The following is a 25,407-nucleotide window of genomic DNA, read 5'->3' on the forward strand; positions in this document are numbered from 1 at the left end:
ATTTGGCATCCAAGTAAATATAAAGCAACATCAATGACAAAAAAAACAGCCCTATTACTAAGCTTTATCCTTTTAAAATTTGCATTGCAATATATTTTAATAAGTCCGGAATATGAATTGCAACGCGATGAATTTTTACATCTTGACCAAGCGCACCATTTGGCTTGGGGTTATCTATCGGTGCCGCCTGTAACCTCTTGGATATCTTATATTATTTATTCTCTTGGCAATTCAATTTTTTGGATTCGGTTTTTTCCAGCGTTATTTGGGGCTTTGACACTTTTTGTAGTTTGGAAGTCCATTGAAGAATTAAAAGGAAACACGTTTGCCTTATTATTGGGAGCAACTTCTGTATTATTTTCGGCTCTTTTACGAATAAACGGTTTGTATCAGCCCAATTCTTTAGATGTTCTTTGTTGGACCACTTTTTGTTTTATTTTGATTAAATATACCAATACCGAAAGCTCCAAATGGTTTTATATTGGGATGCTAGTTTTGGCATTTGGCTTTTTGAATAAGTATAATATTGTTTTTTTATTGGTTGGTGTCTTCCCTGCTCTATTACTTACCAACCGATCTGCTTTTAAAAATAAAAACTTTTATTTTTCTATTTTGTTATTCCTGCTACTCATTTTACCTAACTTAATCTGGCAGTATAACAACAACTTTCCTGTGTACCACCATATGCAAATATTGGCAAAAACACAGTTGGTAAATGTAAATCGTTGGGATTTTCTAAAAGACCAACTGTTTTTCTTTATAGGATCATTATATGTAATCCTTGTAGCACTTTATGGCTTTCTTTTTTATCCTCCATTCAAAAAGTACCGTTTTTTCTTCTGGACATTGGTTTTTACACTAATAGTTTTTACATATTTAAAAGCAAAAAGTTATTATGCCATTGGTTTATATCCCATTTACATTGCCTTTGGCGCTGTTTATCTCGAAACTATTTTAAAATCCGGTTGGAAAAAGTATTTGCAACCTGTAGCGATTGCAATTCCAATTTTGCTTTTCATACCAATATCCAAAATTATGTTCCCAAATAAAAGCCCAGAGTACATTGCAAACCATTCTGAAACGTACAAAAAGTTTGGATTACTGCGTTGGGAGGATGGCAAAGACCATAAATTACCACAAGATTATGCCGATATGCTTGGTTGGAAAGAACTCGCCCATAAAACAGACTCCATTTATGCTACACTTCCTAAAGGTGAGCGAACGCTTATTCTTTGCGACAATTATGGGCAGGCGGGTGCTATCAATTATTATACAAAAAATAAAAACATTACAGCTCTTTCCTTCAATGCCGATTATGTTAATTGGTTTCAATTGGATAAAAAATATGTGAATTTAATTCGAATAAAAGAGTTGAATAACGAAGAAACCGAATTGGAAGAAACAAGTCCCTTTTTTGAAAAATCATACATTGGAGGTTCTATAACGAATTTACTTGCACGAGAATACGGAACTACCATTTTTGTTTTCGAAAAAGCAAAAATAGACATCAATCAAAGGATAAAAACAGAAATAGAAGCAGAAAAAAAATACTGATTACACGTAAAAAACATTTTTTTTAGTCCAGTTTGAAAATACCAAGCTTATCGAAAAAATCTCTTTTTATTTCCCTTGCAAATCCTTTAATAGTGACTGTTAAGCTATATACTCTTCCGATACACATTGTTTTCATTTTGCATAATGAAAAGAAAAAATGATATTCTAAAACACAACTCAATTAATTAAAATAATTAATTTGTATTTTTTAACACTTTTTTTTTACTATTTTTGTTAAAACAATCACAAAAAATACATATCTATCCCAAATAAGATATTTACTGTGATTTGATTTTAAGTTTTTCCCCACATCAATAAGAATACAATCGTATTATTCTCTTTAGAATATACTGATTGTAGTAAGTCAGTATTAGTATTTTTTTTAACTAATACTAAACAACTTTTGAAAAACGCAATTCTAATTATAACCAAAAAACAATACATTACATGGAAAACAACTCTCTTGTAAAATCGGCAATTTTAATGGCAGTACTAACACTTTGTGTTGTATTGGTCTGGGAAATTTATCTCAGACATCTTGGTGTAAACCATTCTTATGATGATGGTCCTCCTTTATGGTCTAATTCGAGAGAAAAAGTGTATCAATCTCCAGATAATACTGTAGTCTTTATCGGATCATCACGAAATAAATATGATCTTGACATCCCTACATGGAAAAGTCAAACTGGTTTTGATGCCGTTCAACTGGCAATAGAAGGCAGTTGTCCGAGACCACTATTAGAAGATTTAGCCAATGATCCAAATTTCAAAGGTAAACTTGTCATTGACGTCACCGAAGGATTGTTTTTTTCGAACGCTCCACACAATAGTGAAAAACCAATAGAAAATATTAAATATTATCACGATAGAACCCCTGCCCAACAAACCAGTTTTTTCATCAATAAACCGTTAGAATCTGTTTTTGTATTTCTGGAAAAAGATGATTTTTCTTTGAATGCTAGATTAGATGCATTAGAAATTCCAAGTCGACCTGGTGTTTTTATGATGCCTATTTTTCCATGGGAATTTAACCGAAATACGTATGAGCGACAATCTTGTATGACGGAAGCGTTTGTAAATGACCCAAAACTTACTGGTCAAGTAAAGGGAATTTGGCATTTTTTTGCTGAAATGAGTAAAAAAGCACCTCCGATGTCTGAAAAAGACTTAACAGCAATTTTTAATTCTGTAAAAACGGCTACTGACAAAATAAAAGCAAGAGGTGGTGAAATAATTTTTGTGAGAACCCCTTCAAGCGGACCTTATTTACAAGGCGAAAATATGGCTTTTCCAAGATCAAAATACTGGGATCGATTATTAAAAGTAACCCAATGCCAAGGAATTTATTTTAAAGATTATCCAGCAATTGCCCATTTTGAATGTCCTGAATTTTCTCACTTAAGTCCCCCACAAGCCAAAATATTTACCAAAAATATTATCGAAATATTGGAGAAAGACAAAGGCTGGAAATTTTGAAATGTATCTAACTAACTATAAAAAAATCGAATTATGATATTTAACTCCTATACCTTCATCGTCTTTTTTTTAATCATTCTTTTTTTACACAACCTTCCATTTTCATGGAAAACAAAAAAAGTGAATCTATTAATCGCTAGTTATATTTTTTATGCCGCTTGGAATCCGCCATTTATCCTTTTACTTTGGCTTTCTACCTTTATAGATTTTTTTGTTGGTAAAGCACTTTATACCGAAGACAATCCTTATAAGAAAAAATTACTCTTTGTCTTGAGTTTAATCGGAAATCTGGGCATGCTATGCTTTTTCAAATACGGCACTTTCCTGCTCGAAAATTTTGTAACTCTTGTACATGCTTTTGGATTGAATTACCATCCGGCCGAACCCAATATTATACTGCCGGCCGGAATTTCATTTTATACTTTTACTACCTTGTGCTACACTATTGACATGTACCATAAAAGAAGTGAGCCTGTAAAATCGATGCTGGATTTCTCCTTATTCGTAACCTTCTTTCCGCATCTGGTTGCCGGGCCAATTGTTCGTCCACCACAACTGGTTCCACAATTTGAAACACCTAGAACTACTTCTCGAAAACAATTTTTTGATGGGCTTTTATTGCTTTCACTTGGATTGTTTATGAAAGTGGTTTTAGCCGATGGAATGTTGGCCACAACTGCAGATGCTGTATTTAGTTCAAATGACAAACTCCTTTCTTTAGATGCATGGATTGGTGTTTTGGCCTTTTCTGGGCAAATCTTTTTGGACTTTGCAGGTTATTCTACATGTGCCATTGGAGTGGCTTTGTGTTTGGGTTTTGTGTTACCTCAAAATTTTAATTATCCTTATGCTGCGATTGGTTTTTCAGATTTTTGGAAACGCTGGCATATTACTTTATCAAGTTGGCTTAAAGACTATTTATATATTCCGCTTGGTGGAAACCGTCATGGAAAAGTTCGCACCTATTATGCCTTAATGCTTACTATGTTATTGGGAGGTTTATGGCATGGGGCAAACTGGACTTTTGTTGTTTGGGGTGGTTTACACGGTATTTATTTATGGGTTGAAAAGTTTTTTAGAGACCGAATAAAAGACATTGAACACAAAAATAGTTTTGAAATCAATAAAATTAAAGTTAATAGTGGATTGCGTGGTTTTTTATATGCTTTACTAACTTTTATGTTAATAAATATTACTTGGGTCTTTTTCCGCGCCGACACTTTTTCCAAAGCGTGGGATATGCTCGTTTCCATGTCAGGTAATGCAACCGATGGCAAAGCATTGCTCACCACATTAGCCATCATAAAAGTGGCAGTTATAATTCCCACAATTTTAATATGTCATTGGTTTATGCGAAACACTAAAGTATTGGATGAAGCACATAAATTGTCCTGGTGGAAACTTGGGATTGCATGGTCAATACTCGTATTATTAATTATTTGGTCTCAAGAAAGTGGAAGCTCATTTATCTATTTTCAGTTTTAAAACTGAACATTGAAATACAACTATAAAAACAATTTTAAACATGAATACTAATTCGGTTATTGAAATTCGTGAAGCCAAACTTCCCAACGACATTGATTGTATCAAACAATTATGGACAGATTATCTAACCTGGGGAAACGACAAAATGCAACTGCTTTATGGTGTGCACCCACATAATCCGGAAGAAGCAGTTGCAGAAGATATTAAAAACATTTCCAAATTCTTACCGCCAAACGGACGTCTTATACTTGCATTCATTGATGAAAAAGCCTGCGGAATTGGCTGTCTAAAAAGTATCAATGGTGAAATAGGTGAAATCAAACGAATGTATGTAGATCCATCCTTCAGGAAAATTGGTGCTGGAAGAGCGATACTTCAATCCTTACTAAATGCCGCAAAAGATGCTGGTTACAAAAAAGTACGATTGGACAGCCCAAAATTTATGGAAGCGGCACATGCTCTTTACCAAAGTTTTGGTTTTGCAGCAATTCCCGTTTATGATGAGGTTGAAATTCCCGAAGAGTTCAGACAGTATTTATTGTTTATGGAAATAGATTTAACATAACCATCTTTGTAAAATAAAAAAATAATACTACTATTCACAACCATTTCTCTCTCAAATTATTTACAGGAACAGTAGCTACTAAATAAAGATCAGCAAAAACTGCATGAAACGGTTGCTAATTTTATTGAGGCTTAATCAAACCGAGATTCCATTGCCTTAAAAAGTTACTAAACAACTGATATTATATTGTTTGACAATGGCAATATTTGTAATGCCGATACCCTTATTCGTAAATCCATAAAATTAATTTCACTATTTATAGGCTTTGCAAAGCAAAATAAAAGCTATAAATTAGCACCTTAATTTATTTATATAAAACACAATGAAAAATACTGCTTTAACGCACATACATGAGGGTTTGGGAGCGAAAATGCTACCGTTTGCGGGTTACAATATGCCAATTCTTTACGAAGGGGTAAATGCAGAACATGAAACGGTTCGAAATGCAGTGGGTGTTTTTGATGTGTCACACATGGGAGAATTTTTGCTTTCAGGACCTAATGCTTTGGCTTTGATTCAAAAAGTGACCTCAAATGACGCATCGACTTTGACGATTGGTAGAGCGCAATATTCTTGCTTACCAAATAATGATGGTGGAATTGTAGATGATTTAATTATCTATAAAATGAAAGAAGAGCAGTATTTGCTGGTTGTAAATGCTTCTAACATTGACAAAGACTGGGATTGGATTTCGGCTCACAATGATTTGGGCGTTGAGATGAAAAATCTGTCGGATGATTATTCGTTATTGGCCATTCAAGGACCAAAAGCAGTTGAAGCCATGCAATCCTTATCGTCTATCGATTTATCTACTATTGCCTATTATCATTTTGAAGTAGCCGATTTTGCAGGAATCGACAATGTAATTATTTCCGCAACTGGATATACTGGTTCGGGTGGATTTGAAATCTATTGCAAAAACACTGAAGTAGAACAAATCTGGAATAAAGTTTTCGAGGCTGGAGCAGCTTACGGAATCAAACCAATTGGTCTGGCAGCGAGAGATACCTTGCGTTTGGAAATGGGCTTTTGCTTATACGGAAATGACATTAACGATACAACTTCTCCACTTGAGGCAGGATTGGGATGGATTACCAAATTCAATAAAGAATTCACTAATTCTGACGCTTTAAAATTGCAAAAAGAAGCTGGCGTAACCAAAAAACTAGTAGCCTTTGAAATGCAAGAACGTGCCGTGCCGAGACACGATTATGAAATTGTGAATGCTGATGGCGCTGTAATTGGAATTGTGACTTCGGGAACAATGTCGCCATCAATGAATAAGGGAATTGGTTTGGGGTATGTAAGTACCGAAAATAGTGCTGTTGACAGTGACATTTTTATCAGAATCAGAAAAAATGATGTTCCTGCCAAAGTAGTAAAACTCCCTTTTTATAAAAAATAAATTTTTAAATGAATAAAACCACATTTGTATTCCTATTTTCCACATTTACTCTATTTGCGCAAAATAGTGATGCCACATGTGAAATTCTATTTAAAATAAATAAACTAATCCAACAAGAACACTATAGTCCAAAGCCGGTAAACGACAGTTTATCGGCTTATGTTTTTGATAATATAATGGATGAACTAGATCCATCCAGAAACATATTTTTGAAAACGCAATACGATGCCCTTTCATACAAGTACAGACTCAATTTAGATGATTTAATTCTAAAAAAAGATTGTTCTTTTATCACGGAAATCAAATCGATATACAAAGATGATTTGTTGCGGAACAAACTTATTTTAGAAAAATTAAACAAAGAAACTATTGATTTTAATAAAATCGATACGATACGATTCAAACAAAAAAAATTTAATTTTTATCTAAAGGCCAATGAAGTAGAAAAAGCGTGGTCCAAAAAAATCCGTTTTGAAGTATTAAGTGATATTGCTGGAAAAAGTAAAAATTTAGACTCTTTAAAAACAAATTTTAATTCTATGGTTCTAAAATCAAAAACAGGAACTATAGACACGGAACTTTGTAAAATAAACGCTTCACTATCGAATGACAAATCATTTGAAGATGCTGTTTTTGATATTTTTTGCGGCTATTTTGATCCGCATACCAATTACTTTAGTAACGACACCAAATCTAGTTTTGTTGGTACTTTATCAAAAGAGCATTTATCATTAGGTTTAAATGTAAGTCTAAACGATAAAAACGAAATAATTATTAGCGAAATAGACCCGAATGGACCTGCCTTTAAAACGGGTAAAGTAAAAAAGGGAGATCAAATACTATCTGTTTCCAATCAAAAAGAGACTTTAAAAGTTTCCTGTTCCTCTCTGGAATCTATTTCAAATTTGTTGACATCCGATTCCAATAAAAACATAACACTGACCCTTAAAAGAAACTCTGGAAAACCGTTTGATGTATTTATTGAGAAACAATTATTAAAAGATGCCGATAACACAGTATACAGTTTTGTTGTAGAAAAAGACATTAAAGTTGGATATATAAAAATACCTAGCTTTTATTCTGATTTTGAAGGCGGAAGTGGAAAAGGTTGTGCACAAGATGTAGCCAAAGAGACTATCAAATTAATGAAAGACAACATCAAGGGATTGGTTATTGACCTTACAGATAATGGTGGAGGATCTATGGAAGAAGCCGTAAAACTAGCTGGATTATTCATTGACAATGGGCCAATTTCCATAATCGTCGATAATAAAAAAAGAATGGCTGTTATAAACGATCCTTTCAAAGGTGTTATTTATAAAGGTCCAATTGTCCTAATTATTAATGGAAACTCAGCATCGGCAAGTGAGTTTTTTGCTGCAATCCTTCAAGACTACAATAGAGCTCTTTTAATTGGAAGTACTTCACTTGGAAAAGCAACTATGCAAACAATTGCACCATTAGAAAAAAATGATGATCAACATTTTGTGAAGGTAACATTAAATAAATTTTATAGAATATCTGGAAAAAGCCATCAAGCCATAGGTGTAATTCCAGACGTACAAATACCAACCATTTATCAAGATGTTTTTCAAAAAGAAAGTGCATTTCCAACTGCATTAAAAAACGACAGCCTGGATACTCACATACAATATCGAACTTACGTAAAAAATAGCCTGATTGAAGAACTAGCTCAAAAAAGCTCAAAAAGAGTAACAGAAGACTCCTATTTTAATTCAGTGAAAGCTAGTAATACCAAAATAGATTCGATAATCAATAAACCAAAACTGGAAATACCGATGACTTTGGAGGCTGTTTTTGAAGACCAAACAAAAATTAGCAATCTAGCAGAAGAAATCAACAAATTCGACAACAAGGAATTGAGTTTAAATGTTACCAATTCTGAATACAACGAATCCTTACTTACAATTTATCCTTCGCAAAAAGAATACAATCAAATACAACTGGATGCCTTAAAATCCAACCATTATCTTGATGAAGCAATATCAATAATAGAGGATTTTAAAGCAATGAAATAAAAACAGACTAATTTATACTATATTTAATTAAAAGATTTAAATTGATTTTGGAAAAATAAGGAATAGCTGTATTTTTGCAGTTCAAAATAACAAAAAGAAATGGGAAGAGCATTTGAGTTTCGAAAAGGAAGAAAGATGAAACGTTGGTCAGCTATGGCCAAAGCATTTACTAGAATTGGTAAAGATATTGTAATGGCTGTAAAAGAAGGCGGACCAAATCCAGAAGCCAATTCTAGATTGAGAGCAGTAATACAAAATTCAAAGGCAGCGAATATGCCAAAAGAGAACGTAGAACGTGCCATCAAAAAAGCAATTGACAAAGACACCGCAAATTATAAAGAGGTTTTGTTTGAAGGATATGCCCCTCACGGAATCGCTCTATTGATTGAAACTGCAACAGACAATAACAATAGAACAGTAGCTAATGTACGAAGTTATTTCAACAAATGCAATGGGACAATGGGAACACAAGGTTCTGTAGAGTTCATGTTTGATCACACTTGTAATTTTAGGATTCCGGCTAAGGGAATGGATCCAGAAGAATTAGAATTAGAACTAATTGATTTTGGAGCTGAAGAAGTTTTTGAAGACGAAGATGGAATTTTAATCTATGCTCCTTTTGGTAGTTTTGGAACCATTCAAAAAGAACTTGAAAATAGAAATATCGAAATCCTTTCATCCGGTTTTGAAAGAATTCCACAAATCACAAAAAAACTTACAGAAGCCGAAATGGCCGATGTAGAGAAATTAATCGAAAAAATGGAAGAAGATGATGATGTGATGAATGTTTATCATACCATGGAAGAATAATACTATTATATAAGTTACTGAAAAAGGGAAGACAAAATCAAAATTTGTCTTCCCTTTTTTTATAATAAACCACTAATTAAGTCTTTTCAAATTAATTAGAAGTCAGTTTTTTTGAACTTGCGCTTTGAGGAGAATTCGTTATTTTCAACAAATAGGTACCTTCTGGCAAAGTACTAATATTTATTTCTTGTTTATCACTAACAATTACTTTTTGCCCTTGTGTAGAAAAAATTTCAGATTTTTTAGAAGCAATAGTCTCAATAGGAGTATTCAATACAATATTGGAATTTGCTACAGCAACTGAAGTTGTTTTCCCATTTTTTGCTGTACCTTTTTTTAACGTTGTTTTTGTTTCAACTTTTTTTGTCTCAACTTTTTTTGTTTCAACAATTAAATTGTTAGGAGCTAAAATAGGCGTGTCATTATATAGCGCCGCAACTTCTTCACTTGTTAAAGCAACATCGTAAATTTTTAAATCATCAATATCTGCATTTATACTTACTGCAGATCCCATTTTTCCAATAGAAAAAACTATACCAGATGTTAACTTTCTTGGGCTTATTGAAGATCGTATCAATTCACCATTTCTATAAATCTTAGAGGTAAGCCCATCATAAGTAACAGTATAATTGTACCATGTATTTACTGCAATAGTTGTATTTACTATGGCATCATTAGCTGGCCCCCAACCTGCAAGATTCAAATCAGATTTTGCAGTGGTGGTACTTTGTTGCAATAAACCAAAATATTGAGCATTAAACGAAGAACCATAACCCCAAATATAGTTGGCAGTAGTAATATCATTATATTTTACCCAAATAGAAATTGTTCTTGCAGCATTTGAAAGCGGCAAATTAGGAAGAGTTACCTCCATAGTAGTATTTGAAACACGTATTGCACTATTAGCAACACCTGCTCTATCATTTACAAATTTATCGATACCCAAAAATGAATTATCATTTTGTGTGTTGCTACGATTACCATTAAATTTAAATTCTTGTATTGGTGTTTGAGCATTAACTTGAAGAGATAATACTAACAAAGCAAAGAGTATTATTTTTTTCATAATCTGTAGGGTTTAAATTTGAAACAATAAATAATGTGGTTTCATTTATTTGACACAAACTTAACACTACAATTAATAACGAACCTAAATTTTTCGATAAATGGTTAAAAAAATCGTTAAATCCACAAAAATTGTGATTTTTAATTTTAAAGGCGGAAAACAAATGTGCTAATAAAAAACTGCCTTGTTGATTTACTGCCATAATTTTTATTGAAAATCCAACAAATGAATAGCATTAGATTTCTATAACCACAAATCAACCGTTTTTTTAACATAAACATTATATTATCAATATTACTCAAAATGACTGGATTTATATTTTTTTTTAGAAAAATACAACCAAAAAAAATATTCAAAATCAAGGTTGAAATTTAAAAGTAAATAATAAGCAAAAAAAAAAACTCCAGATGCTTCTGGAGTTTAATTGATATATTGTAATTGAATTATTTTATAAATTCAATTTTTTGAGCTTCTTCTTCATTGATACTATCAAAAAATCCTTGATCATTCATCCATTCATCACTGAATACTTTACTCATATATCGTGAACCATGATCTGGAAAAATAGCAACTACATTACTTGTTTCATCAAATTCACCTTCTTCAGCATATTGTTTTATTGCCTGCATAACGGCACCTGAAGTATATCCAACAAATAAACCTTCTTTCTTGGTAACTTCTCTTGCTGAGTGAGCACTTTCTTCATCAGAAACTTTGATAAATTTATCAATAATATCAAAATCTGTAGCTGATGGAATTAAATTCTTTCCCAAACCTTCTATTCTATAAGGGTAGATTTCATCATTGTCAAATTCTTTTGTTTCATGGTATTTTTTCAAAACCGAACCAAATGCATCAACTCCAAGAATTCTAATATTTGGGTTTTGCTCCTTCAAATACTTGGCTGTTCCGGAAATAGTTCCACCCGTTCCGCTGCAAGCTACAAGATGCGTTATTTTACCATTGGTTTGTTTCCAAATTTCAGGGCCAGTAGATTTATAATGTGCGTCAATATTCAATTGATTAAAATATTGATTAATATAAACCGATCCTTTAGTTTCTTCATGCAAACGTTTGGCAACATTATAATAAGAACGATCATCATCTGCAGAAACATGAGCCGGACAAACATATACTTTCGCGCCCAAACTCCGTAACATGTCAATCTTGTCTTTAGACGATTTTGAACTTACTGCAAGAATACAACTATATCCTTTTATAATACTCACCATTGCTAAACTGAAACCAGTATTACCTGAAGTAGTTTCGATAATGGTATCTCCAGGAGACAATAGACCTTGTTTTTCTGCTTCTTCTATGATGTATAAAGCAATTCTATCTTTCGATGAATGTCCTGGATTGAAGGATTCGACCTTAGCGTAGAAATTACCTTCTAAATCTTCAGTGACTTTATTTAGTTTAATAAGAGGAGTATTCCCTATTAACTCTAAAACATTATTATAAGCATTTATTTCTTCTTTCATAAAAAAATAGTTTATCTAAGAGCATTTTTTTAATTTACCCCGATATGATGCAAATCTAACAAAAAAAATCTAATTACTTTTGAATTTTCTCTAAATCTAATAAAAAACTATACTCTTTTGCCAATTCTTTTATGGCTTCAAAGCGACCTGATGCTCCACCATGCCCTGCATCCATATTTGTATCCAAAAACAGGAGATTATTGTCGGTTTTTAAAGCACGTAATTTAGCAACCCATTTAGCTGGTTCCCAGTACTGTACCTGAGAATCATGAAGACCTGTTGACACATACATATTGGGATATTTTTGAGGCAAAACATTATCGTAAGGAGAATAAGACAACATATAATCATAGTACTTTCTAACATTAGGATTACCCCATTCATCATATTCCCCTGTTGTAAGTGGAATACTATCATCGAGCATAGTGGTTATAACATCTACAAAAGCCACTTGTGCAATTATTCCATTGTATAATTCAGGTGCAATGTTGACAACAACCCCCATTAATAAACCTCCAGCAGAACCACCTTCGGCATATAAATGCTGTGGAGATGTATACTTTTCGGCTATTAAAAACTTAGAGCAATCTATAAAATCTGTAAAAGTATTTTTCTTTTTTAACAGCTTTCCATCTTCGTACCATTGCCTTCCCAAATCTTCGCCCCCGCGTATGTGTGCAATTGCAAAAACAAAACCTCTATCCAACAAAGTCAATCGAGTCGATGAAAACGTAGCGTCCATAGAATGTCCATAAGAACCATAAGCATACTGAAGCAACGGATTATTTCCATCTTTCTTTAATCCTTTCTTATATACCATAGAAATAGGGACTTTAGTACCATCTTCGGCAGTAGCCCAAACCCGTTCTTCAATATAATTATTTTTATCAAATTTGCCTCCCAACACTTCTTGCTCCTTCTTGACTTCCTTGACTTTCGTTTTCATATTAAAATCAATAATCGACGAAGGCGTTGTCATAGACTGATAGCCGTAACGCAATATATCAGTATCAAAATCAACATTTGAACTTGTATATGCCGTATAGGTTTCGCTTTCAAAAGGCAGATAATACTCCCCTTCACCACTCCAAGGCATGATGCGAATTTTATTCAAACCGTTTTCACGCTCTTCTACAACCAAGAAATCTTTGAATATCTCGATATCTTCCAATAAGACTTCTTTTCTGTGCGCAATAACTTCAACCCAATTGGCTTTTGAAGTCTTATTTACAGTGGTTTTCATTAATTTAAAGTTCTCGGCTTTGTCCTTATTGGTCATAATATAAAAACTATCTCCATAGTGATTGATGCTGTATTCCAATCCTCTTACCCGCTTCTGGAAAACTTTAAATTCTCCATCCGGATTATCAGCATCCAGAATTTGATATTCGGTTGTGAGTGTGCTACTGGATTCTATCGCCAAATATTTTCTGGACTTGGACTTTGCAATTTCTACATTAAACGTTTCGTCTTTTTCAAAATAAACCAAAACATCATCCGCTTGTTTTGAACCTAATTTATGTTTAAAAATTTTATCCGAACGCAAGGTTTTTTCATCCTGATCCGAGTAAAAAATAGTTTTATTATCATTAGCCCAAACGGCGCTTCCAGTAACATTTTCTATTTTATCATCCAGAATTTCGTTGGTTACCAAATTCTTGATTTGAATCGTATAAATACGTCTCCCAACGATATCATAACTAAACAGAGCCAACTTATTATCAGGGCTAACACTCAATGCTCCCAATTGAAAATATGGCTTGTCTTTGGCCATTTCGTTGCAATTAAAAAGGATTTCTTCTTTTGCCGAAAGGCTTTCTTTTTTTCGGGAATAAATAGGGTAATCTTGCCCTTTTTCGAAACGGGTGATGTAGTAATAACCGTTGTACAAATAAGGAACCGATTGATCATCTTCCTTAATTCTACTTTTCATTTCCTCAAATAATTGCGCTTGAAAATCTTTGGTATGTGCTGTTTTTTCTTGATAATAGGCATTCTCTTGATTCAAGTAATCAATAACCTCAGGATTTTCACGATCATTTAACCAAAAATAATTATCAATTCTAACTTCACCAAATTTCTTTAATTTCTTAGGGATTACTTTAGCAATTGGAGGTTGTATAGTTTCTGGCATTGTTAGCGAGTGGTTTTAGTATTTAAAATGCAAAAATAACACAAAGCGATTTTAAAACGAATTCGTTTTTTATCTTATTTAACGTAAATAAGCATCAAATTCAGTAATTTTGCTTTTCAATAATTTAAAAATCATCAAAATGGATTTAATGGGAATGATGGGTAAACTTAGAGAAACCCAACAGAAAATCGAAGATACTAAAAAACGTTTAGACACCGTACTAATTGACGAACAAAGTAGTGACAATTTATTAAAAGTAACTTTGACTGCCAATACCAAAATAAAATCAATCACCATCGATGATTCTTTATTGGAAGACAAAGAACAACTGGAAGATTACTTGATTTTAGTTTTAAACAAAGCAATTGAAAAAGCAGCAAAAGTAAACCAAACCGAACTGGATGCCGTGACCAAAATGGATATGCCAATGATTCCAGGAATGGAAGATATGTTTAAGTAAAAAGGGTTTTAGTTTGTTTAAAATAGTTTAAAGATTAAATCCGTTTTATACAATAAATGAATGCTCTTTTAGTAAACAAAGCCCAGATTCTGATACAGAATCTGGGCTTTGAATTTTATAATAAACAATTATTCGATTTTATGAAAACGTCTTAAACAACTTTAAACTTTAAACCAATTTAAACTATTAAACTTTAAACTTTTAAAAAACAATCTTCTGCAAGGTTTCCAAAACATAAGTGTGCATCACTTCCTTATAATCCAGATGCGTTACGATTCGGAGTTTTCCGTGCCCTAATGCACTTATCAGTATGTTTTTCTCTTTCAATTTATCTATAAAAACTTTTTCATTCAGGCCTTCGCGAAGCGAAAAAATCAAGATATTAGTTTCGACTGGCTCAATTTTACCAATCCAAAGTTGTCGTGACAAAACTTCGGTAATTTCTCTGGCTCTTCTATGATCATCGACCAATTTGGCAATATTATTATCCAAAGCAAAATTCCCAGCCGCAGCAAGATAACCAACTTGACGCATACCACCCCCAATATTTTTCGAATGCGCAATGCCCTATGAATAGTTTTTTTATCCGCCAAAAGTACCGAGCCGATCGGCGCACCCAATCCTTTAGACAAACAAACTGAAATCGTATCAAACAAAGCTCCAAATTCCCTTGGATGCTGTTTTTTGGCCACAATTGCATTCCAAATACGGGCGCCATCCAAATGGAATTTTAAATTATTGGCAACACAAACCGCTTTTATTTTTTTTAATTCTTCCAGATCATAACATGCTCCGCCTCCTTTATTAGTTGTATTTTCCACACACACCAAACTCGTCAGCGGGCTGTGGTAAAATTCAGGGTCATTTATCGCTCCTGCAACTTGTTCGGCCGTAATCATTCCACGGTCCCCATCAAGCAAGCAACAGGAAACCCCGCTGTTAAAAGAAACACCACCGCCTTCATAATGATAAACATGAGCGTATTTATCAGCAATCAATTGCTCTCCTGGTTGCGTATGCAGCTTAATTGCCGTTTGATTGGCCATAGTCCCCGACGGAAAAAAAAGTCCTGCCTCCATTCCAAACATTGCGGCCAATCGAGCCTCCAGAGCAATTACCGTAGGATCCTGCTTGTACACATCATCCCCTACTTCGGCATTAAACATGTATTGCAACATTTCAACTGATGGCTTGGTAATTGTATCGCTAACTAAATTTATTTCCATAATCTAAAAACTAAATCCTATTTTTGCATTCAAAACTAATGAAATTATTAGAAGCTAATCCTGCTATTCGTTACAATCTTTTCTATTTTTTAAAGAAAAAAAAACAGAAAAGGATTTTCACTACAAACGAAGTTCACTGAACTCCATTAAAATGAAAGTCTGTGAAGTAATCAGGGCTAAAAAAGTGCTAACCCAATAATTTTCGAAACAAAATTACTATAAATTTATGACAACTACCGAACAAATCAAAGGTATTGTGGAGCGCCTTGGTGCGTTGAGGAGGTATCTTTGACGTTGATGCCAAACTTATCGAAATAGCCAACGAAGAAGAGAAGACTTTTGCTCCCGACTTTTGGAATAACGCAAAAGATGCCGAAATCATTGTAAAAAACCTTAGAGGTAAAAAGAAATGGATAGAAGATTACAACAAAGCTGTAGATATGACAGAGGAGTTGCAACTTGCCTATGACTTTTACAAAGAAGGAGAGCTAACTGCCGAAGAACTAGATAGTCAGTACAATTTAACTCAAGCTCATATTGAAGCAATAGAATTCAAAAATATGCTTTCAGAAGAAGGTGATTCTTTGAGCGCAGTACTTCAAATTACAGCAGGAGCCGGTGGTACCGAAAGTTGTGATTGGGCCGAAATGCTCATGCGCATGTACATGATGTGGGCCGAAAAAGAAGGTTACAAAATCAGGGAACTGAATTTTCAAAAAGGAGATGCAGCAGGAATAAAAACCGTCACTTTAGAAATAGAAGGTGATTATTCTTTTGGATACCTCAAAGGCGAAAATGGTGTACATCGATTGGTGCGCATTTCCCCTTTTGACAGTAATGCCAAAAGACATACTTCATTCGCCTCGGTTTATGTATATCCATTGGTAGACGACACCATCGAAATTGAAATCAACCCTGCCGATATCGAAATCATTACGGCTCGTTCCAGTGGTGCAGGTGGTCAAAACGTAAACAAGGTAGAAACCAAAGTACAATTGACCCACAAACCAACAGGAATTCAGATTCAATGTTCAGAAACACGTTCGCAACATGACAATAGAAATCGAGCGATGCAAATGTTACGTTCACAATTGTATGAAATTGAACTTAAAAAGCAACAAGCACAACGAAGCGATATTGAAGCTGGAAAGATGAAAATAGAATGGGGTTCGCAAATACGCAATTATGTAATGCAGCCTTATAAACTAGTCAAAGACGTTCGCACCGGACAGGAAACCAGCGATGTTGATAGCGTAATGAACGGAAACATCGACGGATTCCTAAAAGCCTACCTCATGATGATGGGACAGCGAGAAGAGGAATAAATCACTTCTATGTATAACGAAATAACGTTAAAAATGCCTTTCAAAAATTTTGAAAGGCTTTTTTTTTATCATAATCCTAAATCTCTAATCAATAAATTTCACATAAATGTTGATGTAATACAATCCGGTAACTATAAAGGTAAATCCAGCAATTAACCGCATGACTTTCTCCACTTTTCGAATAGCATGAAAGTACTTTCCTAATTTCTCCAAACTAAAGGCAATCACAAAACCAAAAAACAACACTGGCAACCCAGTTCCCAAAGCAAATACAATTGGCAATACCAAACCTTCGTTTGCCAAAAGTGTCATCGGAATAAGCATTCCAAAAAATAATGCGCCACTGTAAGGACAAAAAGCCAAAGCAAACAAAGCGCCTAAAAGAAAAGAGCCAAAAATACCTTGGGCCCTAAATTTTTCAGATAATTTTTCGGTCAGATTTGTATTGGATAAAAAATTCAGTTTAATAACATCCAGTAATATAAGACCAATTACAATCATTATTGGGCCAATAAATTTTTCTCCATTTCCTTGAAGCAATTTGGCAACTTGAAATTTACTAAGACCAAAATAAACAAGAGCTCCAATCGAAGTATAGGTAAAAACCCTTCCAAAAGTATATAGCAATCCGCTCAAAATCACCTTATATTTACTATTTACAGTTTTGGCAATGTAGGCTGTAGCAGTAATATTTGTTGCTAAAGGACAAGGACTGACCGCTGTGAGCAAACCCAATGCAAAAGCAGCCAAGAGCGGTACATCATTGTTTTGCGCCAACTCATTCAGCAACTCCATGTTATTTGAAGGATTCTATTTTTTTCTTCAACTCTTTGATGAATTTGTCTTTATCCCCAGCATACATAAAAGCCAAATCTGAGACATCCTGTTTCTTTAGAGTTTTTGGATTATACAGAAATAGCGCCGTACCTGCAGCTTCAAATTGAGTAGCTATTTTTTCATTCTTCTTATCATCAACATTCACTAATAAAAAAGGAACATTTGGAAAACTTTTTAACGTTTCAAGGGTTAATTCCTCAATTTTAATACAAGTTACGCAACGATGTTCCGAATGAAATTGAATAATTTCAATTGTTGCAGGAGCTTTGCTTTTTGCGGTAACTGCTATTTTACCTTGAGCAACTATATTTACAGTTACAAACAAAAGTATTAAAGTTAAAAAAATAGGCAGTAAGATATACTTTTTCATTTTTATTAGTTTTTATATGTTGCTTCAAATTAATTATTGTTATTATTATTCTCATTGCTTTTAGATTCATCGTTTGATTTCTTTTTCTGAAATTGAAGTTTATAAACAACCCAACCAAAGCCAGCTACAACGTGAAGTAATACGATTCCAAAAATTATTTTTTCCATAGTAGTATTATAAAATTATATTGAATAAATAACCTGACAAAATCATAAAGAAGGCAATAGTTCCAAAATAAATAGCTATCATTTTTAAATTCATTACTTTTTTAAGCAGCATTGCTTCTGGTAATGACAAACCAATTACTCCCATCATAAAAGCAATAGCTGTTCCAAGAGGAACTCCCTTTGCAACCAAAACTTGAACAACCGGAATAACACCTGCAGCATTACTATACATCGGAACACCAATGATTACGGCCAAAGGCACCGCATACCATTGTCCTTTATTGATGTATTGCTCAAAAAAACCTGTTGGCAAAAATCCATGCATTAATCCGCCAATCGCAATACCGATAATAATATAAAGAGAAACTCCTTTTACAATACCAAAAGCTTCTTTTAAAATAGCAGGAAATCGTTGTACTAATGTTAGCTTATCTTCTTCCAATTCGTCTTCTGTTTGAGCGTTTGCTATTATATTTTGAACCCAAGGAGATAATTCTTTTTCCAATTTTAATTTACCTAAAGTAAAACCGCCTATTATCCCTAAAACGATACCTGATATAACATAGATTGCAGTTATTTTAAATCCAAAAACTCCTAAAAAAATAGCAATTGCCACTTCATTTACTAACGGAGCAGTAATCAAATAAGTAAAAGTAATTCCAAGCGGAATACCCCCTTTTACAAAACCAATGAATAATGGAACGGATGAACACGAACAAAAGGGAGTAATAACCCCAAAAGCAGAAGCAAACAGATATTCTAATCCGTACAATTTATTTCGACTTAAAAAATTACGCACTTTGTCTACCGGAAAATAAGAATTTACTATACCCATTACCATTGTGATTACAAAAAGTAATAAAGCAATTTTTAAGGTATCAAAAACAAAGAAATTTAGAGCATCTCCAAATTTGGTATGTTGTTCAATTGAGAAAACGGAATATATAAGCCAATCGGCAAAATGCTGCAACCAATCAAACATAACATGCTATTTAAATTAACAACCAGAGCACGAACAAGAATGAGCATTTTCATCAACCAAAAAAGAAGATTCATCACCTATGGTTGGAAATCCTTTCTGTACCCAACGAATGATTCCGTGTTTCATATTCACCACTTTATCATATCCATTATTAAGCAAAAAGGCAGCGGCCCTTAAACTTCTCACACCACTTTTGCAAACAACAACAACTTCCCTATCTCTTGGAATTTCGGTAAATCGTTCTTCAAATTCACTCAGTGGGATATTCACAATATTAGGCACATTGTATGCCAATTGAGCCACTTCCTCTCGTTCTCGAACATCTACCAACAATGCTCCGTTTTTAATCCATAACTGTGTTTTGGTTGGGCAAATTTCTTTTACTAAAGTTTGATTTTCCATTGCATTCTTATTTTAAAAATTCTTTAATTTCATCAATCTGCGCAATCCTACCTTTCACTTTTACAACTTCGTCAATCATTAATACAGGAGTCGTCAAGATATTATACCGCATCATTTCTTCAATATCTTCAATTTTGATTACTTGAGCTTCAACACCTAATTGATTTACCGCTTGTTCAGCATTGTGAAATGTTGCTTTACACTTTGGACAACCGGGACCTAAAACCTTAATAGTTTTCATTGTTTTTACTTTTACAAACCATTCGTAAAAATACGAACAATTATTTTACTATTCGCTAATTTACGAATAATATTTTAGCAATTTATTTTAAGAAAGAGACAAAGAGTTTTTTTGCCAAAAGCCAATTTTCTTTGTTTATACAATATTTAACTGTAGGAGGAGTAATATCCCCTTGAATAAGACCAGCGTCTTTCAATTCATTCAAATGTTGGGACAAAGTAGATTTTGCAATAGGCAATTCTTCGGCCATATCGCCATGATAACAACAAGATTGATTGACTAGTAATTCTAAAATTGCAATACGAACAGGATGCCCCAAAGCCTTAGCAAAACGAGCTATTAGTTTCTGATCTACCGTAAAATAATCTTCTTTTATTTTTTTTTCCATCAATTAATTTATCGATTCGCAAATATACGAACAAAATAAAAAACAAAAGCATTTGGATTTTAAAAGATTATCAATGCTTTTTATTGCCATTCGATCAATGAAACTCCAACTCCAACAGTAGTTTGATCGTGGTTGTAATCAATCAATGAGTTTCCATAACCGTGTGAAACCTGTAAGTATCCTCTAAGATTTCCTTTTATTGGATAGGCCCACGAAAAAGTAGAACTCCCTCTCATTTTTCCATCAAAACTAAAGTTATGGCTTCCTATAAATGTATAAACACTACGATTTTTGGAATAAATAATATTTACGTCAGCGTTGCCAATGTAGTTTGAAATATCCGGATTATCGCCTTTAGATTCAGGAATTACATACCAAGGTCTAATGTAGATATTCCAATTTTTTCGTTCGAAACCAGTCATCAAAATGACCCTATTCCAACTTCTTGTATTCGGATAACTTTTTCCGTTCGACTCATGATCAAATGAAACACCAATCATTCTTGCTTTAAATCCTAAAAATTTGAATTTTACTGGAAAATTAAGTATAATTTCGGGTTCATAATTAATTTCTCTAAATGGACGTGATAATTCTGTATTGTAGATTTGCCAATGCGAAATTTGGGTATAAGCAACCCATAAATCGGCATGTCCCCATAAAAACCCCTGGAGAATTTTGGTTTTAAAACTCAGTTGAAATTTCATTTCGACAACATCATAATCAACTTTGCTTGGTGGAATATATTCTGGCGAAGTATTTCCAGAATGAGGCTGCTCATTTGGATTACTTGTCCATACAAAAGGCAAAACATAAATGGCTTTATAAGGAGTTACCAAAAAAGTCCCTCTAGCCGCAGTTGAGTCCAACTCCCAACGAGCAACCATAGTTTTGAGTTCTACTTTATCATTAAATAGCGCCTGAACTTGAGCGTTTGAAGAAGAAACTAAAAAAAGAAAAAAGAATAGTAATAATGATACTTTAAAAGGTGACACCACAGTTTTGAATTTTATTCAAAGTTAAATTCCCACTAATCATTAGTTGTTACACATTTACCTTTAATACTTATATAATTCACGCTTAGTTAAAGATGTTTCTAATTCGTAAAAAATAGATTAAGAATAATTCAAAAAATCATGATATAAGCAACCACTTTTTATTAAAAAACACCATTCTACTTTTATAATAAATATCGCTAAAACGATATCGCTCAAGAAACTGATAAATAACACATTACAACCCCAATATTAACCTTTCAAAAAGCGTTTTTCACTAACAAATTCTTTAAATTTGTTAGGTATCAAACTTTAAAAAGCACAACAATATGAGCAAGAACTTACCCGAAAAATACAGACATCCCTACGCATTTGACAAAAAATACAAGAAATCAGCCGTTTATTTCTCAATGGAATTTGCCATTGACCAATGCCTTAAAATTTATTCCGGAGGATTGGGTTTTCTTGCAGGATCGCACATGCGTTCAGCTTATGATTTAAAACAAAATTTAATCGGAATCGGAATTTTATGGAAAAAAGGATATTACGACCAATATCTGAAAGAAGATCTTTCGATGGGTTCTCTTTTTAGAGAGAAGAATTATAGTTTTCTTGAAGATACCAACATCAAGTTTACCATAAAAATAGACAATCATGATGTTTGGCTTAAAGCCTATTTCCTGAAACCGGAAACTTTTGGAACTGTCCCAATGTTTTTTCTTTCTACCGACTTACCCGAAAATGATTATTTAGCCAAATCCACCACTTTTAGGTTATACGATTCTGATCCAAATGCCAAAATTGCGCAAACTATGGTTTTGGGATTGGGTGGTGCAAAATTATTAGATGCTTTGGACTATGAGCCTGATATTTACCATTTAAATGAAGCCCATGCCGTTTCCTCAGTTTTTCATTTATACAACAAATACAAAAGCGTTGATAAAATAAGAGAAAAAATGGTTTTTACCACACATACGCCCGAAGAAGCCGGAAATGAAAAGCACGATATTTATTTACTCGAAAAATTAAGCTTTTTCGATGGAATCCCTTTAGAAACCGTTAGAAAAATTACAGGCATTACAGACAATACTTTTAACCATTCACTAGTAGCATTAAGACTGAGCCATAAAGCAAATGGAGTATCCAAATTGCATGGAGAAGTATCTAGAGATATGTGGAAGGATTTTACGGGAATTTGTCCGATAACCCATATTACAAATGCACAGAACAAAAAATACTGGGTTGATCCTTGGTTGGACGATGCCTATGCAACTAATGACAGAGAAGAATTAATTAACCGAAAAAAGAGATTAAAAACTAAACTTTTTGAAGTGGTTGCCGACCAAACCGGTAAAATATTTGATCCAAACATTCTCACTATCGTTTGGGCAAGACGCTTTGCCGATTATAAAAGACCCGATTTGATTACTCGTAATTATGAAAAATTCAAAAGTTTGATGACGGATGCAAAAAAACCGATTCAAATTATCTTTGCAGGAAAACCCTACCCCACTGATTACGGAGCTATTCATAATTTTGACAACCTTTCGCACATCAGCAAAGAATTTAAAAATATGGCGGTACTTATTGGTCACGAATTAAAATTGTCCCGCCAATTAAAGAAAGGATCCGATATTTGGCTGAACAACCCAAGAGTAACCAGAGAAGCTTCGGGGACATCAGGAGTGACTGCAGCCATGAATGGTGCCATTAATTTTTCGACCAACGATGGATGGGTTCGCGAATTCAAGGATTTAAATACAACCCAAAATTCATTTGTTTTACCAATTGTCGATCACAATCTGCCAACCTATCAACAAGATCAAATGGATTTGGACAATTTATACCAAATGTTGGAAGAAGAAATACTACCGTTGTATTACGATTCTCCCGCGGAATGGTGGGATTTAGTAGAAACCAGTATGAAACAAATTGTACCATTCTTTGATTCTGCTCGCATGGTAGATGAATATTACACAAAAATGTACAATTGAAATTGCAATTTGGGATTAATACAAAAAATTAAAATTGACACAAAACCTCGCTTTTTTTTTAAAATACGAGGTTTTTATTTTTATATGACTTTAAAGAACTTTAAATTGCTAAAAATTTAAAATTTCACACATAAATACGAAAATTTCAATCGTTTTCGTAAATTAGCGGTCATTACAAGAAAACACATTTTATACCTATGGATTTAAACTTCAATAAAAACGAAGATCACAATAAACTTTTACTGTCTGAACTCAAGCAAAAATTCACCAAAGTCAAACTGGGTGGTGGTGAAAAACGAATCGAAAAGCTACATGCCGAAGGCAAAATGACCGCTCGGGAACGCATTGACTATCTGTTGGACTCGAATGCAAAATCTATTGAGATTGGCGCTTTTGCGGGAAAAAAAATGTATGCAGACCACGGCGGATGCCCATCAGGAGGCGTAATTGTAAAAATAGGATACATCAAAGGAAAACAATGCATTGTTGTAGCCAATGATGCAACAGTCAAAGCTGGAGCCTGGTTTCCTATTACCGCAAAGAAAAACCTGAGAGCACAGGAAATTGCGATGGAGAATCGTTTGCCTATCATCTATTTGGTTGATAGTGCCGGCGTTTATTTGCCATTGCAAGACGAAATTTTTCCAGACAAAGAACATTTTGGACGGATCTTTAGAAACAATGCACAAATGAGCAGCATGGGAATTACCCAAATCGCAGCAGTAATGGGCAGTTGTGTTGCTGGTGGTGCTTACCTTCCAATTATGAGCGATGAAGCTCTGATTGTGGACAAAACAGGAAGTATTTTCTTGGCGGGAAGCTATTTGGTCAAAGCAGCTATTGGCGAAAGTATCGACAATGAAACTTTGGGAGGAGCCACAACGCATTGCGAGATTTCAGGAGTGACAGATTACAAAGCCAAAGACGATAAAGACGCTTTAGATAAAATCAGAAACATAGTCGATAAAATCGGTGATTTTGATAAAGCGGGGTACAACCGTATTAAGGCAGAAAAACCAGCTTTGGACGAAAAAGAAATATACGGTATTTTGCCAAAAGCCAGAAATGAGCAATACGATATGATGGAAATCATCAATCGATTGGTAGATAATTCTGAATTTGAAGCATATAAAGACGGATACGGTCAATCACTCATTACTGGTTATGCCAGAATTGACGGTTGGGCTGTTGGAATAGTGGCCAATCAGAGAAAAGTGGTAAAAACGACCAAAGGCGAAATGCAATTTGGAGGTGTTATTTATTCGGATTCGGCAGACAAAGCGACTCGTTTTATTGCCAATTGCAACCAAAAGAAGATTCCGTTGGTTTTTGTTCAAGATGTAACTGGCTTTATGGTAGGTTCAAAATCCGAACATGGCGGAATAATAAAAGACGGTGCAAAAATGGTGAATGCCGTTTCCAATTCAGTGGTACCAAAATTTACGGTCATAGTTGGAAATTCATACGGAGCAGGAAACTATGCGATGTGCGGAAAAGCATTCGATCCGCGATTAATATTTGCGTGGCCAAGCGCAGAATTGGCCGTAATGGGAGGCACACAGGCCGCAAAAGTGTTGGCACAAATTGAAGCTTCTTCACTAAAAGGTAAAGGAGAAATTGTAGATGAAGCCAAAGAAGCCGAATTGTTTGCCAAAATTAAAGCCCGATATGACGAGCAGGTTTCACCATATTATGCAGCCGCTCGCTTGTGGACAGATGCTATAATTGATCCTTTAGAAACCAGAACTTGGATTTCTATGGGAATTGAAGCGGCCAACCACGCTCCTATCGAAAAGAAATTTAATTTAGGCGTAATTCAAGTATAAAAATAGCAGAAACAATTCATTTATAACACTCCTGTTTTAGGAGTGTTTTTTTTATAAAAAACTTAAAAAAGTGTTTATGCCTTTTTAAATCAAACACGGAAACCTTTATATTTGTGCGAAATCAAGGAGCTTTTTAATCATACTATAAAATTGATTAAAAAATCCAGTCCAATAATTTT

At 33.9% G+C, this 25,407-nt stretch carries 23 protein-coding genes and 1 pseudogene; 11 read left to right on the plus strand and 13 right to left on the minus strand.

The features are described 5' to 3' along the window. Nucleotides 1-33: 33 nt before the first annotated feature. The 7 genes from OLM57_RS15455 (at nucleotide 34) to OLM57_RS15485 (ending at nucleotide 9,334) form a co-directional block, all read left to right on the plus strand. A complete protein-coding gene (locus tag OLM57_RS15455) occupies nucleotides 34-1,554 on the plus strand; it encodes a glycosyltransferase family 39 protein (protein WP_264564588.1) in 1,521 nt (506 codons plus the stop codon). Between the two features lie 447 nt (nucleotides 1,555-2,001). Next, on the plus strand, nucleotides 2,002-3,030 hold the full coding sequence (locus OLM57_RS15460) for a hypothetical protein (protein WP_264564589.1): 1,029 nt from the start codon (nucleotides 2,002-2,004) through the stop codon (nucleotides 3,028-3,030). Between the two features lie 120 nt (nucleotides 3,031-3,150). Beyond that, nucleotides 3,151-4,515, plus strand: a complete 1,365-nt coding sequence (locus OLM57_RS15465; RefSeq protein ID WP_264564590.1) for an MBOAT family O-acyltransferase — start codon at nucleotides 3,151-3,153, stop codon at nucleotides 4,513-4,515. 40 nt (nucleotides 4,516-4,555) lie between these two features. Then, entirely contained in the window at nucleotides 4,556-5,080 is a 525-nt protein-coding gene (locus tag OLM57_RS15470) for a GNAT family N-acetyltransferase (RefSeq protein WP_264564591.1), read from the plus strand. A 322-nt stretch (nucleotides 5,081-5,402) separates the two neighbouring features. Then, nucleotides 5,403-6,485 carry a glycine cleavage system aminomethyltransferase GcvT gene (gcvT, locus tag OLM57_RS15475; RefSeq protein ID WP_264564592.1) on the plus strand — a complete coding sequence of 361 codons (1,083 nt, stop codon included), beginning with the start codon at nucleotides 5,403-5,405 and terminating at the stop codon, nucleotides 6,483-6,485. 8 nt (nucleotides 6,486-6,493) lie between these two features. Beyond that, nucleotides 6,494-8,524, plus strand: coding sequence for a S41 family peptidase (locus OLM57_RS15480; RefSeq protein WP_264564593.1), 2,031 nt, complete (start codon nucleotides 6,494-6,496; stop codon nucleotides 8,522-8,524). 99 nt (nucleotides 8,525-8,623) lie between these two features. Beyond that, the gene (locus OLM57_RS15485; RefSeq protein WP_116762873.1) at nucleotides 8,624-9,334 is read left to right on the plus strand and encodes a YebC/PmpR family DNA-binding transcriptional regulator; all 711 of its coding nucleotides are present in this window, start codon (nucleotides 8,624-8,626) and stop codon (nucleotides 9,332-9,334) included. Nucleotides 9,335-9,425: 91 nt separating this feature from the next. Here OLM57_RS15485 and OLM57_RS15490 read toward each other — a convergent pair whose 3' ends face one another. From OLM57_RS15490 to OLM57_RS15505, 4 genes are all read right to left on the minus strand, one after another. After that, the gene (locus OLM57_RS15490; RefSeq protein ID WP_264564594.1) at nucleotides 9,426-10,400 is read right to left on the minus strand and encodes a LamG-like jellyroll fold domain-containing protein; all 975 of its coding nucleotides are present in this window, start codon (nucleotides 10,398-10,400) and stop codon (nucleotides 9,426-9,428) included. Further along, complete coding sequence (locus tag OLM57_RS15495; protein ID WP_264564595.1) at nucleotides 10,351-10,602, minus strand: hypothetical protein; 252 nt, start codon at nucleotides 10,600-10,602, stop codon at nucleotides 10,351-10,353. The genes OLM57_RS15490 and OLM57_RS15495 overlap by 50 nt, the downstream gene beginning before the upstream one ends. Nucleotides 10,603-10,843: 241 nt before the next feature. Then, the gene (locus tag OLM57_RS15500) at nucleotides 10,844-11,884 is read right to left on the minus strand and encodes a PLP-dependent cysteine synthase family protein (RefSeq protein ID WP_264564596.1); all 1,041 of its coding nucleotides are present in this window, start codon (nucleotides 11,882-11,884) and stop codon (nucleotides 10,844-10,846) included. A 73-nt stretch (nucleotides 11,885-11,957) separates the two neighbouring features. Next, on the minus strand, nucleotides 11,958-14,018 hold the full coding sequence (locus OLM57_RS15505; RefSeq protein WP_264564597.1) for a S9 family peptidase: 2,061 nt from the start codon (nucleotides 14,016-14,018) through the stop codon (nucleotides 11,958-11,960). A gap of 139 nt (nucleotides 14,019-14,157) precedes the next feature. Between OLM57_RS15505 and OLM57_RS15510 the strand changes: the two genes are divergently transcribed. Continuing rightward, nucleotides 14,158-14,478, plus strand: a complete 321-nt coding sequence (locus tag OLM57_RS15510; protein WP_264564598.1) for a YbaB/EbfC family nucleoid-associated protein — start codon at nucleotides 14,158-14,160, stop codon at nucleotides 14,476-14,478. Between the two features lie 201 nt (nucleotides 14,479-14,679). Here OLM57_RS15510 and OLM57_RS15515 read toward each other — a convergent pair. Then, nucleotides 14,680-15,704 (minus strand): annotated as a pseudogene (locus OLM57_RS15515) (threonine aldolase family protein). A gap of 226 nt (nucleotides 15,705-15,930) precedes the next feature. Here OLM57_RS15515 and prfB point away from each other — a divergent pair. Further along, nucleotides 15,931-17,029 (plus strand): peptide chain release factor 2 gene (gene prfB / locus OLM57_RS15520; RefSeq protein ID WP_264564599.1). Its coding sequence is split into 2 segments (ribosomal slippage): nucleotides 15,931-15,993 and nucleotides 15,995-17,029, totalling 1,098 coding nucleotides; the frame shifts between segments, so codons are not numbered across the junction. Nucleotides 17,030-17,113: 84 nt separating this feature from the next. Here the strand turns inward: prfB and OLM57_RS15525 are convergent. From OLM57_RS15525 to OLM57_RS15560, 8 genes are all read right to left on the minus strand, one after another. Then, the gene (locus OLM57_RS15525; RefSeq protein WP_264564600.1) at nucleotides 17,114-17,824 is read right to left on the minus strand and encodes an aromatic aminobenezylarsenical efflux permease ArsG family transporter; all 711 of its coding nucleotides are present in this window, start codon (nucleotides 17,822-17,824) and stop codon (nucleotides 17,114-17,116) included. A gap of 1 nt (nucleotide 17,825) precedes the next feature. Beyond that, nucleotides 17,826-18,236, minus strand: coding sequence for a nitrophenyl compound nitroreductase subunit ArsF family protein (locus OLM57_RS15530; RefSeq protein ID WP_264564601.1), 411 nt, complete (start codon nucleotides 18,234-18,236; stop codon nucleotides 17,826-17,828). Nucleotides 18,237-18,265: 29 nt separating this feature from the next. Then, complete coding sequence (locus tag OLM57_RS15535; protein ID WP_264564602.1) at nucleotides 18,266-18,403, minus strand: hypothetical protein; 138 nt, start codon at nucleotides 18,401-18,403, stop codon at nucleotides 18,266-18,268. Between the two features lie 7 nt (nucleotides 18,404-18,410). Then, nucleotides 18,411-19,385 (minus strand): permease, encoded by a 975-nt coding sequence (locus tag OLM57_RS15540; protein ID WP_264564603.1) that lies wholly within the window; start codon nucleotides 19,383-19,385, stop codon nucleotides 18,411-18,413. Nucleotides 19,386-19,400: 15 nt separating this feature from the next. Beyond that, on the minus strand, nucleotides 19,401-19,787 hold the full coding sequence (locus OLM57_RS15545; protein WP_264564604.1) for a rhodanese-like domain-containing protein: 387 nt from the start codon (nucleotides 19,785-19,787) through the stop codon (nucleotides 19,401-19,403). Between the two features lie 7 nt (nucleotides 19,788-19,794). Then, nucleotides 19,795-20,028, minus strand: coding sequence for a thioredoxin family protein (locus OLM57_RS15550; RefSeq protein ID WP_264564605.1), 234 nt, complete (start codon nucleotides 20,026-20,028; stop codon nucleotides 19,795-19,797). 82 nt (nucleotides 20,029-20,110) lie between these two features. Next, nucleotides 20,111-20,416 carry an ArsR/SmtB family transcription factor gene (locus OLM57_RS15555; protein WP_264564606.1) on the minus strand — a complete coding sequence of 102 codons (306 nt, stop codon included), beginning with the start codon at nucleotides 20,414-20,416 and terminating at the stop codon, nucleotides 20,111-20,113. A gap of 80 nt (nucleotides 20,417-20,496) precedes the next feature. Next, nucleotides 20,497-21,411, minus strand: a complete 915-nt coding sequence (locus OLM57_RS15560; RefSeq protein WP_264564607.1) for a phospholipase A — start codon at nucleotides 21,409-21,411, stop codon at nucleotides 20,497-20,499. Nucleotides 21,412-21,737: 326 nt separating this feature from the next. Between OLM57_RS15560 and glgP the strand changes: the two genes are divergently transcribed. Both glgP and OLM57_RS15570 read left to right on the plus strand, forming a co-directional pair. Continuing rightward, nucleotides 21,738-23,402: an alpha-glucan family phosphorylase gene (glgP, locus tag OLM57_RS15565; protein WP_264564608.1), complete on the plus strand. Its 1,665-nt coding sequence runs from the start codon at nucleotides 21,738-21,740 to the stop codon at nucleotides 23,400-23,402. A gap of 197 nt (nucleotides 23,403-23,599) precedes the next feature. After that, nucleotides 23,600-25,228 (plus strand): acyl-CoA carboxylase subunit beta, encoded by a 1,629-nt coding sequence (locus OLM57_RS15570; RefSeq protein WP_264564609.1) that lies wholly within the window; start codon nucleotides 23,600-23,602, stop codon nucleotides 25,226-25,228. Nucleotides 25,229-25,407: the final 179 nt, after the last annotated feature.

The sequence above is a fragment of the Flavobacterium sp. N3904 genome (genome assembly GCF_025947305.1).
Taxonomy (GTDB): domain Bacteria; phylum Bacteroidota; class Bacteroidia; order Flavobacteriales; family Flavobacteriaceae; genus Flavobacterium.

What these genes read in the sequence shown, in the direction of transcription:
- OLM57_RS15455 (WP_264564588.1), top strand. Translation starts at nt 34, where the DNA reads ATGACAAAAAAAACAGCCCTATTACTAAGCTTTATCCTTTTAAAATTT.
- OLM57_RS15460 (WP_264564589.1), top strand. Translation starts at nt 2,002, where the DNA reads ATGGAAAACAACTCTCTTGTAAAATCGGCAATTTTAATGGCAGTACTA.
- OLM57_RS15470 (WP_264564591.1), top strand. Translation starts at nt 4,556, where the DNA reads ATGAATACTAATTCGGTTATTGAAATTCGTGAAGCCAAACTTCCCAAC.
- gcvT (WP_264564592.1), top strand. Translation starts at nt 5,403, where the DNA reads ATGAAAAATACTGCTTTAACGCACATACATGAGGGTTTGGGAGCGAAA.
- OLM57_RS15480 (WP_264564593.1), top strand. Translation starts at nt 6,494, where the DNA reads ATGAATAAAACCACATTTGTATTCCTATTTTCCACATTTACTCTATTT.
- OLM57_RS15485 (WP_116762873.1), top strand. Translation starts at nt 8,624, where the DNA reads ATGGGAAGAGCATTTGAGTTTCGAAAAGGAAGAAAGATGAAACGTTGG.
- OLM57_RS15490 (WP_264564594.1), bottom strand. Translation starts at nt 10,400, where the DNA reads ATGAAAAAAATAATACTCTTTGCTTTGTTAGTATTATCTCTTCAAGTT.
- OLM57_RS15495 (WP_264564595.1), bottom strand. Translation starts at nt 10,602, where the DNA reads ATGGCAGTAAATCAACAAGGCAGTTTTTTATTAGCACATTTGTTTTCC.
- OLM57_RS15500 (WP_264564596.1), bottom strand. Translation starts at nt 11,884, where the DNA reads ATGAAAGAAGAAATAAATGCTTATAATAATGTTTTAGAGTTAATAGGG.
- OLM57_RS15505 (WP_264564597.1), bottom strand. Translation starts at nt 14,018, where the DNA reads ATGCCAGAAACTATACAACCTCCAATTGCTAAAGTAATCCCTAAGAAA.
- OLM57_RS15510 (WP_264564598.1), top strand. Translation starts at nt 14,158, where the DNA reads ATGGATTTAATGGGAATGATGGGTAAACTTAGAGAAACCCAACAGAAA.
- OLM57_RS15525 (WP_264564600.1), bottom strand. Translation starts at nt 17,824, where the DNA reads ATGGAGTTGCTGAATGAGTTGGCGCAAAACAATGATGTACCGCTCTTG.
- OLM57_RS15530 (WP_264564601.1), bottom strand. Translation starts at nt 18,236, where the DNA reads ATGAAAAAGTATATCTTACTGCCTATTTTTTTAACTTTAATACTTTTG.
- OLM57_RS15535 (WP_264564602.1), bottom strand. Translation starts at nt 18,403, where the DNA reads ATGGAAAAAATAATTTTTGGAATCGTATTACTTCACGTTGTAGCTGGC.
- OLM57_RS15540 (WP_264564603.1), bottom strand. Translation starts at nt 19,385, where the DNA reads ATGTTTGATTGGTTGCAGCATTTTGCCGATTGGCTTATATATTCCGTT.
- OLM57_RS15545 (WP_264564604.1), bottom strand. Translation starts at nt 19,787, where the DNA reads ATGGAAAATCAAACTTTAGTAAAAGAAATTTGCCCAACCAAAACACAG.
- OLM57_RS15550 (WP_264564605.1), bottom strand. Translation starts at nt 20,028, where the DNA reads ATGAAAACTATTAAGGTTTTAGGTCCCGGTTGTCCAAAGTGTAAAGCA.
- OLM57_RS15555 (WP_264564606.1), bottom strand. Translation starts at nt 20,416, where the DNA reads ATGGAAAAAAAAATAAAAGAAGATTATTTTACGGTAGATCAGAAACTA.
- glgP (WP_264564608.1), top strand. Translation starts at nt 21,738, where the DNA reads ATGAGCAAGAACTTACCCGAAAAATACAGACATCCCTACGCATTTGAC.
- OLM57_RS15570 (WP_264564609.1), top strand. Translation starts at nt 23,600, where the DNA reads ATGGATTTAAACTTCAATAAAAACGAAGATCACAATAAACTTTTACTG.